At 66.9% G+C, this 12,248-nt stretch carries 13 protein-coding genes; 11 read left to right on the plus strand and 2 right to left on the minus strand.

Going from position 1 to position 12,248, the window contains the following annotated elements; all coding sequences use genetic code 11:
- Positions 1 to 5 precede the first annotated feature (5 nt).
- Complete coding sequence (locus BMW66_RS14040; protein ID WP_093119436.1) at positions 6 to 797, minus strand: IclR family transcriptional regulator; 792 nt, start codon at positions 795 to 797, stop codon at positions 6 to 8.
- A gap of 80 nt (positions 798 to 877) precedes the next feature.
- Between BMW66_RS14040 and BMW66_RS14045 the strand changes: the two genes are divergently transcribed.
- A complete protein-coding gene (locus BMW66_RS14045; protein ID WP_093119438.1) occupies positions 878 to 1,825 on the plus strand; it encodes a cupin domain-containing protein in 948 nt (315 codons plus the stop codon).
- Positions 1,826 to 1,924: 99 nt separating this feature from the next.
- Here the strand turns inward: BMW66_RS14045 and BMW66_RS14050 are convergent, their stop codons facing one another.
- Positions 1,925 to 3,076 carry an FAD-dependent monooxygenase gene (locus BMW66_RS14050; protein ID WP_093119439.1) on the minus strand — a complete coding sequence of 384 codons (1,152 nt, stop codon included), beginning with the start codon at positions 3,074 to 3,076 and terminating at the stop codon, positions 1,925 to 1,927.
- Between the two features lie 202 nt (positions 3,077 to 3,278).
- Here BMW66_RS14050 and BMW66_RS14055 point away from each other — a divergent pair, with 202 nt between their 5' ends.
- The 10 genes from BMW66_RS14055 to BMW66_RS14100 all read left to right on the plus strand — a co-directional run bounded on the left by BMW66_RS14055 (position 3,279) and on the right by BMW66_RS14100 (position 12,246).
- Positions 3,279 to 3,581, plus strand: coding sequence for a recombinase-like helix-turn-helix domain-containing protein (locus tag BMW66_RS14055; RefSeq protein ID WP_093119440.1), 303 nt, complete (start codon positions 3,279 to 3,281; stop codon positions 3,579 to 3,581).
- The gene (locus tag BMW66_RS14060) at positions 3,556 to 4,341 is read left to right on the plus strand and encodes an ABC transporter ATP-binding protein (protein ID WP_217639311.1); all 786 of its coding nucleotides are present in this window, start codon (positions 3,556 to 3,558) and stop codon (positions 4,339 to 4,341) included. Before BMW66_RS14055 ends, BMW66_RS14060 begins: the two co-directional genes overlap by 26 nt.
- 17 nt (positions 4,342 to 4,358) lie before the next feature.
- Entirely contained in the window at positions 4,359 to 5,333 is a 975-nt protein-coding gene (locus BMW66_RS14065) for an ABC transporter substrate-binding protein (RefSeq protein WP_093119443.1), read from the plus strand.
- Between the two features lie 86 nt (positions 5,334 to 5,419).
- A complete protein-coding gene (locus BMW66_RS14070) occupies positions 5,420 to 6,184 on the plus strand; it encodes an ABC transporter permease (protein WP_217639312.1) in 765 nt (254 codons plus the stop codon).
- A gap of 40 nt (positions 6,185 to 6,224) precedes the next feature.
- Positions 6,225 to 7,271 (plus strand): aromatic ring-hydroxylating oxygenase subunit alpha, encoded by a 1,047-nt coding sequence (locus tag BMW66_RS14075; protein ID WP_093119446.1) that lies wholly within the window; start codon positions 6,225 to 6,227, stop codon positions 7,269 to 7,271.
- The gene (locus BMW66_RS14080; RefSeq protein ID WP_093119447.1) at positions 7,268 to 8,008 is read left to right on the plus strand and encodes an SDR family oxidoreductase; all 741 of its coding nucleotides are present in this window, start codon (positions 7,268 to 7,270) and stop codon (positions 8,006 to 8,008) included. The genes BMW66_RS14075 and BMW66_RS14080 overlap by 4 nt, the downstream gene beginning before the upstream one ends.
- A complete protein-coding gene (locus BMW66_RS14085; protein ID WP_093119448.1) occupies positions 8,005 to 8,817 on the plus strand; it encodes an alpha/beta fold hydrolase in 813 nt (270 codons plus the stop codon). The genes BMW66_RS14080 and BMW66_RS14085 overlap by 4 nt, the downstream gene beginning before the upstream one ends.
- Before the next feature lie 24 nt (positions 8,818 to 8,841).
- On the plus strand, positions 8,842 to 9,777 hold the full coding sequence (locus tag BMW66_RS14090; protein ID WP_093119491.1) for a VOC family protein: 936 nt from the start codon (positions 8,842 to 8,844) through the stop codon (positions 9,775 to 9,777).
- The gene (locus BMW66_RS14095) at positions 9,774 to 10,562 is read left to right on the plus strand and encodes an SDR family oxidoreductase (RefSeq protein WP_093119449.1); all 789 of its coding nucleotides are present in this window, start codon (positions 9,774 to 9,776) and stop codon (positions 10,560 to 10,562) included. Before BMW66_RS14090 ends, BMW66_RS14095 begins: the two co-directional genes overlap by 4 nt.
- Before the next feature lie 10 nt (positions 10,563 to 10,572).
- Positions 10,573 to 12,246 carry a thiamine pyrophosphate-binding protein gene (locus BMW66_RS14100; RefSeq protein ID WP_093119451.1) on the plus strand — a complete coding sequence of 558 codons (1,674 nt, stop codon included), beginning with the start codon at positions 10,573 to 10,575 and terminating at the stop codon, positions 12,244 to 12,246.
- Positions 12,247 to 12,248 lie beyond the last annotated feature (2 nt).

A 12,248-nucleotide genomic window follows, 5' to 3' on the forward strand; every position in this document is an offset into this window, starting at 1 on the left:
GGCGATCAGGTGCGCGCGCCCAGCATGCCGGAGATGCGGGACGCGCAGTCCCGCACGCGGGCGCGCAGGTCGGGCGTGACCTCTTCGGCGTCGGTATAGGCGCGGGTGGCGCTGACAGCGGCGATCACCCCGCCGGACATGTCGCGCACCGGCGCCGCGACGGAGGCCATGCCGGTCTCGAAGCTGCCGATCTGCACCACCGTTCCGGCCTCGCGGTCCCGCTGCCACTGACGCAAAAGCTCTGCCATGTCGCGCGGGCCGCGCCCGGCGCCGGGCGCGCCGATCTCGTCGCGGTAGAGCGCGCGCATCGTGTCCTCGTCGAGATCGGCCAGAAGCACGCGGCCCATCGTCGTGCCCGCCGCCGGCAGGCGGCTGCCGACATGCACGATGCTGCCCAGACCCATCCGGCTTGGCACCCGCAGCATGTAGAGCACGCGCGTGCCGTCGCGCACGCCGAGATGGGCGGACCAGTCCGTGTCGTTGCGCAGCGCCTCAAGCTCCGGCAGGGCCACCTCCACCAGTTCCCGCGTGGCCAAGTAGCCGTAGCCGAGCCGCATCACCGCCGGGCCGAGCGCGTAGGTCCGGGCGCGCTCGTCATGCAGCAGGTAGCCCATCTGCGCCAGCGTATAGACGGCGCGAAAGGCGGCCGAGCGGCTCAGCCCGAGGGTGCGGGCGATGTCCGACAGAGACATTTCCCGCCGCTCGGGCGTGAAGGCGTCGAGGATTGCCAGCCCGCGCATCAGGCCGGGCACGAGGTAGCGGTCGGAGTCGGGGTCAGGCGCGCATGTTTTGTCCATAAAACGGCGTATAGCAGGTGAAACGGTTTTTGGCTAGGGTCAGATCAGAGCAAGACACCAAGGACCGAAAGGAAACAGCGATGACGATTCAGACCCAACCCCCCTCTGCCCTGGCCGAAGAGCTTAAGGCGCATACCGGGCGTTTCACCGACAAGGCGTTCGACTGGAACGCCTTTCCCTCCAACGCGGGCTTTCCCGAGCTGGAGCGGGCGCAGATGCGCTATATCGGGGCGGGCGGATCGCCCAAGGTGGGCGACACCACCACGATGCAGCCGGACAACTTCACCGTCTCGCTCATTTACAAGGAGCCGGGCAAATACGCCGCCTGCCACAGCCACGAGATCGAGGAAAGCTTTCTCATCATCGACGGCACGCTTGTGGTCGGCTGGGAAAAGGATGGTGAAGTGGTCGAGGTCAACCTTGGCCCGAAGGACATGATCCTGAACGCGCGCGAGATCGGACACGGGTTCCGCGTGGACGGGGTGGAGCCGGTGATGATGTCGATCTCGGTCGATGTGGGCAAGCCGCTGCCGCCGGTCTATCACTACCACCCCAAGGAGCACGCCCCGGAACTGGCGCGCAGCTTTGGCGCGGCGCCGGGCAAGACGCTGCCCTTCGATCCCAGGGGCGAGCATCCGCTGCAACAGCTCATGGCGCAATACGTGGTGCGCCATCATGAGCAGCCGGTGATCTGGGAAGACGCCGGGTTCACCCGCAAGGTTTATGTCGGCGAGGGCGGCATCCAGCATGACACCTGCCGCAAGGAGATGTGGGGCGTGCCCTCGCGCGTCGGTGTGACGGCGTTCACCCGCCCGGTGGAGGATGCGTTCCTCGTGCTGGAGGGATCGCTCATCGTCGGCTGGGAAGAGAACGGCGAGACGGTGGAGGTGGAGCTTGGCCCGCGCGATCTGGTGAAGACCCCGGCCGGGCGCAAGCACTGGTTCCGCAACGATTCCGCCGCACCGGCGACTGTCTGGACGGTGATCGGTCAGGCGGACGACGACGGGGTGCGCTACGTCGCGGCGTGATCCGTGGCTGATGGCGAAGGAAGGGGGGCGTCGGGACGGGCGCCCCCTTTGCATGTCGGGCATGACGTGCGCACCACAGGGGGTGGCCGAATGCCGCCGTCAGGCCGCCGGGGCCGGGGCGGCCAGCGGTGCGGTCCATGCGTGATAGCCATAGACCCAGTCGGCATTGCTGCCCTGTTTGAGCCAGTCGTTGGCCAGAGAGCCGCGTTGCACGGCGGCGGTGCGGTCGCGGCGGGCGTCCTCATAGGCGCGCAGCGCGGCGGGGATGTCGGCGGGGCCGTCCCCCAGCGCGCGAGCGAGCATCACCGCATCCTCGATCGCCATGCAGGCGCCTTGCGCCATGAAGGGCACCATCGGGTGCGCCGCATCGCCCAGCACCGCGATCCGCCCCTCGGACCAGCGGTTCATCGGCTCTCGCACATGCAGGGCGGAGCGGGTCACCTCGGTGCAGGCCTCCAGCAGCGCGCGCGCCTGCGGGTGGAAATCAGCGTAGGCGGCGCGGAGTTCGGCGATGTCGCCCGGCAGGGTCCAGCCTTCCTCGGTCCAGCCGGTTTGCGGCGTGGTGGCGAAAACGAAGATCTCCTGCCCGAGGCTCAGCGGGAAGGTGACGATCTGGCGGTCGGGCGTGGGCCCCCACCATTTGGTGAAACTGCCCAGATCGGGCAGATCGCCGAGCCGGTCGTGTGGCACAACGGCGCGCCACGACACGAGGCCGGTGAATTGCGGATCGTCCGGGCCGAACAGCGCATGGCGCACGCGCGAGTGGATGCCGTCGCCGCCGATCACCACATCGGCGTCGAAGGTGGTGCCGTCCTCAAGCACGAGGGTGGCTCTGTCGCCGTCCTGCCGGGCAGTCTCGACCTTCGCGCCGAAGCGGATCGTGCCGGGGGCGAGCGCCTCCTGCAGCGCCGAGAGAAGATCGGCGCGGTGGATGGTGAGCTGCGGCGCGCCGTATTTCTCTTCCGCGCTCCGGTTCATCGGCAGGCGGGAGGTTTCCTCGGCCGTGTCCCACATGCGGCTGATGCGGTATTCGGGGCGGGCGGCGGTTTCGCGCAGGCGCGCGCCGACAGACGTGCCCAGACCGTCGATCGCATGGACGGCGTTCGGCGTCAGATTCACGTCGGCACCGATTCGCCCGTAGCTTCCGGCCTGTTCGAAAATGGTCACGTCGTGACCGCGAGACTGAAGCGCGATGGCCGCGACCATGCCGCCAACCCCGCCTCCCGCAATGGCAATTTTGAGTGCCGGCATCGTTCCCTCCGAATAGTTCAAATAATAACATATTGTTCAATAATAATCTTATGCCGGTTTCGTGAAGTCTGTCAACCGCGTCCGCGTGGCGGCGTCTGGCACGGATAATTATCTTGACTCGCAATGGCTGTTCCGGCAGCCTGTTACTGAATGAACAGAGTGTTCAAATATGAATACTAATACCGCGAAAGGGAGATGACAGATGGACGCATTCAGGGACAGGCTTTCCGAGCGGGCGCGCGACACCAGTCGCCCGTCTCTGGCGCATCAGTGCCGGGGCCGCGATCTGGAGCCGCGCGAGGTGGCGCTGGCCGATGCGCTGATGGAGATCTACGGCGCGGGCGCGCCGGATTTCGCCGCCGTGGCCGCAGAGCTTTCCAGGCGCGGGATCGAGGCGCCGCGGTCGGGGCGCACCGACTGGGACGAGGCGCTTCTGGCGCAGGAGCTGACCGAGACCAACGCCGAGCTTGACGCCGCCTATGAGGAATACGGTTATGGCGCTTGAGTTCCACTCCGTCACCAAGAGGTTCACCGACAACAGCGGGACAAGCCTGACCGCCGTGCAGGACGTGAGCTTTGACGTGCAGGAGGGGGAGTTCGTCTCCGTCGTCGGGCCGTCGGGCTGCGGCAAGTCCACCATCCTGTCGATGACCGCCGGACTCTATCAGCCCAGCGAGGGCAAGGTGCTGGTCAGCGGAGAGCCGGTCGAGGGGCCCAATTCGCACGTCGGATTCATGCTGCAAAAGGATCTTCTGCTGCCGTGGCGCAATATCGTGACCAATATCGAATTCGGCCTTGAGGCGCGCGGCATGGGCCGGGCGGATCGGCGCGAACGGGCGATGGCGGAGCTGCGGCACTGTCAGCTTGACGGCTTCGAGAACCACTATCCCCATCAGCTTTCCGGCGGGATGCGGCAGCGCGCGGCGCTGGCGCGGACGTTGGCCATCGACCCCGAAATCATTCTGCTGGACGAGCCGTTTTCGGCGCTCGACGCGCAGACCAAGCTTTTGTTGCAGAATTCCTTTGCCGGGACCATCGCGGAGACCGGCAAGACCACGCTGCTGATCACCCATGATCTGGGCGAAGCGGTGCTCATGTCGGACCGCATCCTCGTGCTGTCGGAGCGTCCGGGCAGCATCGTGGCCGAGATCAAGGTCGATCTGCCGCATCGTGACCAGCCGCTCAAGCGCCGTGTCATGCCCGAGGTGGGCGAGTATGCCGCCCAGCTCTTCAAGCACCTCAAACTCGAAGAAAAAGCAGCGTAACGCACAGGGAGACACCCATGAAAACTTTGTTCCGCAACACGATCGCCGCCGCCGCCGTCGCGGTCTCGGCCAGCGCGGCCTTCGCCGCCGAGCAGGTGACCTATCTCTTTCCGGCGCCCGATTTCCTGCCGGCGTTCGCGCCGTTCCAGCTTGCCAAGGGCAAGGGGTATTTCGCCGATGCCGGGCTCGACGTGACCTTTCAGGTCGGCAAGGGCGGCGCCGATGTGGCCACGCAGGTGGCGCTTGGCAATGCCGATCTGGGCGGCGGGATCGGGGATACGCCGATCATCGTGCGGGCCAACGGCCTCAAGATCAAGGGCGTGGCCCTTCTGGGCGGGCGCGGGTTGACACAACTGGCATGGCGCGCTGACAGCGGTATCGAGAGCCCGTCCGACCTGAAGGGCAAGGCGGTGGGTGTGCTGTCGTTCCAGGACACCACTTACTACAACCTGCTGGGGGTGCTGTCCTCGGTCGGGCTGACGAAAAACGATGTCGATATTCAGGCGGTCGGTCCGGGCGGGATCATCCAGCTTTCGATTTCCGGCGATCTGCATGCCTTTTCGGGGGTGCCGGAATGGATCGCCGCGGTCGAGGGCGCCGGGATCGAGATGAACCAGATGCCGGTGGACAGCGTGTTCCCGGCCATGGCGCAGGCGATCATCGCCTCGGACGAGACCATCGCGGAGAAGCCCGAACTGGTCGAAGGCTTCGTGAACGCGGTGCTGCGCGGTATCCGCGACATCAACGAGGACCCTGCGCAGGCGGCGAAGGATTACGCCTCTTTCGTGCCGCAGCATGAAGGCAAGGAAGCCCAGGTCGAGGCGATCATGCGCGCCTATTCCAACCTCGTCTATCCCGAGGGTGAGAACCAGCCGCTCGGCGCCTTCGATCCCGAGCGGATCGAAGCGGTCAAGCAGTTCTACCTCGACGCCGGAATCGTGCGCACCGATGTGCCGGTGGAGGACCTTTACACCAACGAGTTCATCAAATGAGCGATGCCACACAAACAGCCGCCGGGGCCAGCACGGCCCCGGCGGCATCCGAACCGGCCGTAGCGGCCAAATCCGGGAGATCCGTCATGGCCCGTTACAAGACCACCCTCGCCAGCGCGACGCTTCTGGTGCTTGTGCTGGCCGCATGGGAATATCTGCCCACGGCGCTTGAGGTGCCCAAGTTCATCATTCCCACGCTGAGCGACTGCCTTGTGGAGTTGCAGCGCATGTGGGCCTATGAGCAGCTTCTCGGCCATACGCTGTCGACCGCGCTGTTCACCGTTCTGGGTTTTGCCATCGGCAGCCTGATGGGGGCGGTGATCGGCTATCTTCTGGGGATGTCGGCCTTCTGGGAGAAGGTGCTGTCGCCTTATATCCTCGCGCTTCAGATCGCGCCCAAGGTTGCCTTCGCCCCGCTGTTCATCATGTGGTTCGGCTACAACTCGATGCCCAAGCTGCTGGTGACGGTGCTGATCGTGTTCTTCCCGGTTCTGGTGAACGTGCTTCAGGCCATGCGCACCGTGGACCGCGACCTGATCAACCTCGCGCGGGCCTATAACCTGTCGCGGCTTGGAATCTTCTTCAAGGTCGAGATGCCCTCGACGCTGCCGAACCTGATGGCGGGGCTGCGCATCGCCTCCACCCTTGCGGTGATCGGCGTCACCGTGGGGGAGCTTGTGGGCGGTAATACCGGGCTGGGCTTCCTGATTTCCTACGGCGGCGGACAGGCCAATGCCGCGATGGTGTTCGACGCCATCGTCCTGCTGACCGTGATCGGCTTCGTTCTCTATTCCGCGCTGGTGCGGATAGAGGATCGCGTGCTGCATTACCTGCCCAAGGCCGAGCAATAGGCCGGGGCGCAACCTTTATCACCTTCCAAGGGAGGACAGAATGACCACCATCGACAAGAAAGCCCTGATCGAGAAACGGGTGAACGAGGGCCTGCGCGGCCAGTGGTATCCGGTCGCCAAGTCGGTCGAGATCAAGACGAGCCGGCCCTATGGCACGCGGCTCATGGGCGAGAAGATCGTGCTGTGGCGCGACGGCGCCGGCAAGATCCGCTGCATCGAGGATTTCTGTCCCCACCGCGGCGCGCCGCTGTCCTATGGCGAGGTGCATGAGGGCAACATCGGCTGTCGCTATCATGGCGTGATCGTCGATGGCGACGGTGTGGTGCAGCGGGTGCCCGCGATGCCGGAGTGCGCGCTCGAAGGGCGCAAGGCGGTGAAATCCTACGAGGTGACGGAATCGAGCGACGCGGTCTTCGTCTATGTGCCCTCGGTGGACCGGCCCGAGGCGCCCGAGCTGGTGATGCCCAAGGAGATGAGCGACGAGACCTGGTCGGGCTTTCTCTGCACCTCGGTGTGGGAGTCCAACTACCGCTATGCGCTCGACAACCTCGCCGATCCGATGCACGGCTGCTACCTGCACGCCGAGAGCTTCACGCTGGCCTATGGCTCCAAGCAGGATCTGATGAAGCTCGACAAGACCGACAACGGTTTCCGCATCGAACGGGTGGGCCAGACCGGCGAGAATTTCGACTGGACAGAGTTCGAGATCTACCCCGGCGACATGTTCTGTTTCCTTGAAATCCCCTATCCGCAGGCGGCCGGGCCGGGCGGCGTGTTCCGCATCATCGGGTTCGTCACGCCGATGGATGAGGGCACCACCAAGGTGTTCTTCTGGCGGATGCGCGAGGTCGAGGGGCTGGCGCGCGAAAGCTGGCGGTTCCTCTATCGCGCCAAGCTGGAAAAGACCCACTGGGACGTGCTCGAACAGGACCGCGTGATGCTCGAAGGGATGCCCGACGACGCGCGCCGGCGCGAGATGCTCTATCAGCATGACCTTGGCGTGAGCCGCATCCGGCAGATCCTGACGCGCGCCGCCAAGCAGCAGATCGAGGCGGAACTCAAGACCGAAAGCGTCGCCGCCGAATGACACTGGAGAACAGGCATATCCTGCTCACCGGCGCGGCGCGGGGGCTTGGCGCGGACATCGCGCAGGCCCTTGCCGATCAGGGCGCGCGGCTCATCCTTGCGGATATCGCGGAGGACGAGGGCCGCGCGACCGCAAGCCGGGTCGGCGCGGCGTTCGAGCCGGTCGATCTGGGCGATCCGGCCTCGATCAGCGCGTTGGGGCAGGCGGTGGCCGAGAAAACCGGCGGCGTGCTGCACGGGCTGGTCAACAATGGCGCCATTGCCACCGGGATCGGCGGGATCGCGTTCGAGGATATCGAGATCGAAAGCTGGGACCGGGTGCAGCGGGTGAATGTGCGCGGCACATGGCTGATGACCCGCGCCGCCGCGCCGATGCTGCGTGCCTCCGGCTCTGGCCGGGTGGTCAATGTCGCCTCCGACACCGCGATCTGGGGCGCGCCCAAGCTGCTGTCCTATGTCGCCAGCAAGGGCGCGGTGATGGCGATGACCCGATCGCTTGCGCGCGAACTGGGGCCGGACCGGATCGGCGTGACCGCCGTGGCGCCCGGCATCCTGACGACGCAAAGCACCGAATACGTGCCCGAGGCGCGGCACCGGCAGTATAACGACGGGCGCGCCGTGCCCGGCCCGCAGGGCACCGCAGAGGTGGCCGATGTGGTGGCCTTCCTTCTGGGCGAGGCGGCGCTGACACTCACCGGGCAGATCCTGCCCGCCAATCATGGGTTCGTCTTCCGATGACCGACTGGCAGACACATAACGCGAGCGGGATCGAGTATCTGGAGCGTCCCGGGTCGGGCCCGGTTCTGGTGCTGCTGCACGGCATCGGCTCTCAGGCGGCCTCCTTCACGCCGCTTCTGGCGCATCTGCCCGCCGACTGGCGGATGATCGCGTGGAACGCGCCGGGCTATGGCGCTTCCGGTCCGCTGGCGCAGGACTGGCCGCAGGCCGCCGATTACGCCCGCGCGCTGACCGGGCTGCTCGATACGCTGGGGGTGAATCGCATCCTTCTGGCGGGGCATTCTCTGGGCGCGCTAGTCGCCGCCTCGTTCGCCTCCACGCACGGCGGCAGGGTGGCGCGGCTTTTGCTGGCCTCCCCGGCTCTGGGACATGGGGTGACGCCGGGCCTTGCGCTCAGCACCGCCGCGCAGACGCGCATTGACGAGCTGACGCAGATGGGGGCCGACGCCTTTGCCCGCGCCCGCGCCGCGCGGCTTGTCCATGACCCGGACACCCATCCCGACGTGGTCGAGATGGTGCGCCGCGCCATGGCGCAGGTGAGCCTTCCCGGCTACGCGCAGGCGGCGCGGATGCTTGCCTCCGGCCGGCTGCTGGACGATGCCGAACGGCTTGTCGTGCCGACCGATGTGATCGTGGGCGAAGAGGACCGCGTGACCCCGCCCGAAGGCGCGGGCCATGCCCATGCCGCGCTGCGCGATGCCGCGCGTGGCCGCCTGATCCGTGTGCCCGGCGCCGGGCACGCACTTTATCAACAGGCCCCCGCCGCCTTTGCCGAGGCGCTGGCGGCGCTGGTCGAACCGGCCCGCTGAGGTCGGCCAGAGGAGGATATGACGATGAGTGACCCCGTCCGCACCGGAAGCCTGCGCGGCATCATGATGCGCGGCCCCGGACTGACCGCCACATTGCCGTTCTACGAGGACATGTGGGGCCTGAAGCTCGCCCATGCCGAGGAGGGTGTCGCCTATCTGCGCGGCACCGGGGAGGAGCCGTTCCTCTATGGCCTTCGGGATGACAGCGTGTTCGGCATCGACTACGTGCATTTCGCCATGCCCGACCGGGCGTCGATGGACGCGTTGCATGCGCAATGCATGGCGCGCGGCGCCGACGTCCTTGGCGCGCCGGCTGCATTCGAGGACTGGGCCGGGGGGTACGGGTTCGAGATCCTCGACCCCGACCTGCGCCGCCTGCGCTTTCGCACCGAGGCGCGCCGGCTGGAGGCCGAGGACGACTGGGCCAAGCCGAAGAAGGTCAGCCATGTGGTGCTCAACACCCCCGACATGGAAGAGACGCAGGACTTCTATGAGCGTGTTCTGGGCTTTCGCGTGTCGGATTATTCCGCCGACCAGATGGTGTTCCTGCGCTGCAATACCGACCATCATTCCATCGCGCTGGTGCGCACGCACTACCCGTCGGTGAACCATGTCGCCTTCGAGATGCCCACGCTGGACGAATTCATGCGCGGCATCGGCCGGATGAAACAGAAGGGGCATGTGCCCACGTGGGGGCCGGGCCGCCACGGGCCGGGCAACAACCCCTTTGCCTATTTCGTCTCGCCCTCGGGCTTCGTGATCGAGTTCACGTCCGAGTTGCAGCAGATCGACGAGACCACGCATGAGGCGCAGGTCTGGCCGCGCGATGACCCCGAGAAGATGGACCGCTGGATGACCGCAGGTCCGCCGACCCCGGCGCAGCGCGCGGTGATGCAGGGGCGGCCCGATCCGGGCTTTCCGGAACTCAAACCCAACGCCAGATCGGGAGCGGCGGAATGAACCTTGGATATGAAAACGCGGTCGCGGTCGTCACCGGCGGCTCATCGGGAATCGGGCTGGCCACGGTGCGCGTTCTTCTGCGCAACGGCGCGCGCGTGGCGCTTTGCGCGCGCAATGCCGACCGGCTCAACGATGTGGCCTCCGTGCTGCGCCGCGACCATGGCGAGGACCGGGTGCTCACCCGCGCGCTGTCGGTGCTGGACGCGCCGGCGGTCGGGGATTTCGCCGAAGACGTGAAGGCGCACTACGGGCGCTGCGATCTGCTTGTGAACAACGCGGGGCAGGGGCGCGTGTCCACCTTTGCCGAGACCAGCGACGAGGACTGGCGCGCGGAATACGATCTCAAGCTGTTCAGCCAGATCTACCCCGCCCGCGCCTTCCTGCCGATGCTGCGCGAGAGCCGGGGCGCCATCGTCGCGGTCAACTCCCTGCTCGCCTATCAGCCGGAGCCGCACATGGTCTGCACGTCTTCGGCGCGGGCGGGGGTTCAGAACCTGCTCAAGTCCCTGAGCGTCGAAATGGCCCCCGATGTGCGGGTCAATTCCGTTCTTCTTGGCCTCATTGGGTCGGGCCAGTGGACGCGCCGCTTTGCCGAGCGCGAGGACAAGAGCGTCAGCCGCGAGGAGTGGTATGGCGATCTGGCCCGCCGCAAGGGTATCCCCCTTGGCCGTCTTGGCGATGCCGAAGAGGCGGCCAATGCGGTCGCCTTTCTGGGATCGCGCGCGGCCAGCTACATCACCGGCGCGCAGCTCGAGGTTTCGGGCGGCCTGTCGCGGCACATCTGAGGAGACGTCCATGAAACACGACCCCATCCAGAAGACCGGGACCGTTGGCGATTTCATCGCCCGCTACCTGGCCGATATCGGCGTCACCACCATCTTCGGCGTGATCTCGATCCACAACATGCCGATCCTCGATGCTGTCGCGCGACAGGGGCGCATTCGCTTCGTGCCCGCGCGCGGCGAGGCGGGCGCGATGAACATGGCCGACGCCTATGCCCGCGTGTCGGGGCATCTGGGGGTCTGCATGACCTCCACCGGCACCGCCGCCGGAAACGCGGCGGGCGCGCAGGCCGAGGCGCTGACCGCCGGAAGCCGGGTGCTGCATATTACCAGCCAGGTGGATCTGGCCTATGCCGACCGCGACCGCGCCGCGATCCATGACGTGCCGCGCCAGCCGCAGATGCTGCGCGGGGTGAGCAAGGCGGTCTACCGGATGTGGGACGCGGGCGGCGCCATCGGCGCGCTGACCGCCGCCGTGTCCTCGGCGCTGTCGGCGCCGAGCGGGCCGGTCAGCCTTGAGATCCCCGTCGATGTGCAACGCGGCCCGGCGCATATGCCCGATCACGTCCACGCGCCAGAGCCGGTGCGTCCGCGCGCGTCCGACGCCGTGATCGACGAGATCGCGGCACGGCTCACGGGCGCGCGGCGCCCGATGATCTGGCTGGGCGGCGGGGCGCGCGGCGCCAGCGCGGAGGCGACCGAACTGATGCGCCGGGGGGTTGGCGTCGTCACCTCCACCAACGGCCGCGCGGTTGTCTCGGAGGCGGAATCGGCCACGCTTGGCGCGTTCAACATGGTGCCCGAGGCGGCGGAGCTTTACGCTACCTGCGATCTGATGCTCGTCGTCGGCTCGCGGCTGCGGGGCAACGAGACGCGCAACAACAATCTGCCGCTGCCGCGCCCGCTGATCCAGATCGACGCCGAGGCCAGCCAGGGCGGTCGCAACTACCCGGTGGACATCTTCGCCCATGGCGACGCCGCCGACACGCTGCGCCGTCTGCTGGATCGCCTGCCCGACACGCTTGGCACCGATCCCGATCTGCCCTTCGACATCGCCCGCGCCCGCGCGCAGGCCGAGGGCCGGATGCGCAGCCAGCTTGGCCCCTACCGGGTGATTGCCGACGCGCTGTCGGCCAAGGTGGCCGAGGGCGGGCATATCTGGGTGCGCGATGTGACCATCTCCAATTCCACGTTCGGCAACCGCTATGTGCAACTGGCCGATCCGAGGCAGGGCGTTCACGCGCTCGGTGGGGGAATCGGGCAGGGCGTGTCGATGGGCATCGGCGCGGCGCTGGCCTGCGAGAACTGCAAGGCGGTCACGCTTCTGGGCGATGGCGGCGCGATGCTGGGCCTTGCCGAGGTGATCACCGCCGTCGAGGAGAACGCGCCACTGGTCTATGTGCTGATGAACGATCAGGCTTATGGCGTGATCCAGAACATCCAGGACGCGCAATATGACAGCCGCCGCCATTATTCCAAGGTCGCGGTGCCCGAATTCGGGACCTTCTGCGCCTCGGTTGGAATGCCGCACCGCAGGGTGGATGATGTGGAGGCCTTTGCCAGTGTGCTCGATGAGGCCATGGCCGCCGACGGCCCCTCGGTGATTGAGGTCGACATGTGCGCCATCGGCCCCTTCGCCGAAGCCTTCGCCGGCCCGCCCGCCGGGGCCGCCGGAAAGACGGAGTAGCG

Origin of the sequence: Salinihabitans flavidus (assembly GCF_900110425.1) — a bacterium.
Classification (GTDB): domain Bacteria; phylum Pseudomonadota; class Alphaproteobacteria; order Rhodobacterales; family Rhodobacteraceae; genus Salinihabitans; species Salinihabitans flavidus.

Excerpts from the sequence above, each read along its gene's own strand:
- BMW66_RS14040 (WP_093119436.1), bottom strand. The coding sequence starts at position 797 with ATGGACAAAACATGCGCGCCTGACCCCGACTCCGACCGCTACCTCGTG.
- BMW66_RS14045 (WP_093119438.1), top strand. The coding sequence starts at position 878 with ATGACGATTCAGACCCAACCCCCCTCTGCCCTGGCCGAAGAGCTTAAG.
- BMW66_RS14050 (WP_093119439.1), bottom strand. The coding sequence starts at position 3,076 with ATGCCGGCACTCAAAATTGCCATTGCGGGAGGCGGGGTTGGCGGCATG.
- BMW66_RS14055 (WP_093119440.1), top strand. The coding sequence starts at position 3,279 with ATGGACGCATTCAGGGACAGGCTTTCCGAGCGGGCGCGCGACACCAGT.
- BMW66_RS14060 (WP_217639311.1), top strand. The coding sequence starts at position 3,556 with ATGAGGAATACGGTTATGGCGCTTGAGTTCCACTCCGTCACCAAGAGG.
- BMW66_RS14065 (WP_093119443.1), top strand. The coding sequence starts at position 4,359 with ATGAAAACTTTGTTCCGCAACACGATCGCCGCCGCCGCCGTCGCGGTC.
- BMW66_RS14070 (WP_217639312.1), top strand. The coding sequence starts at position 5,420 with ATGGCCCGTTACAAGACCACCCTCGCCAGCGCGACGCTTCTGGTGCTT.
- BMW66_RS14075 (WP_093119446.1), top strand. The coding sequence starts at position 6,225 with ATGACCACCATCGACAAGAAAGCCCTGATCGAGAAACGGGTGAACGAG.
- BMW66_RS14080 (WP_093119447.1), top strand. The coding sequence starts at position 7,268 with ATGACACTGGAGAACAGGCATATCCTGCTCACCGGCGCGGCGCGGGGG.
- BMW66_RS14085 (WP_093119448.1), top strand. The coding sequence starts at position 8,005 with ATGACCGACTGGCAGACACATAACGCGAGCGGGATCGAGTATCTGGAG.
- BMW66_RS14090 (WP_093119491.1), top strand. The coding sequence starts at position 8,842 with ATGAGTGACCCCGTCCGCACCGGAAGCCTGCGCGGCATCATGATGCGC.
- BMW66_RS14095 (WP_093119449.1), top strand. The coding sequence starts at position 9,774 with ATGAACCTTGGATATGAAAACGCGGTCGCGGTCGTCACCGGCGGCTCA.
- BMW66_RS14100 (WP_093119451.1), top strand. The coding sequence starts at position 10,573 with ATGAAACACGACCCCATCCAGAAGACCGGGACCGTTGGCGATTTCATC.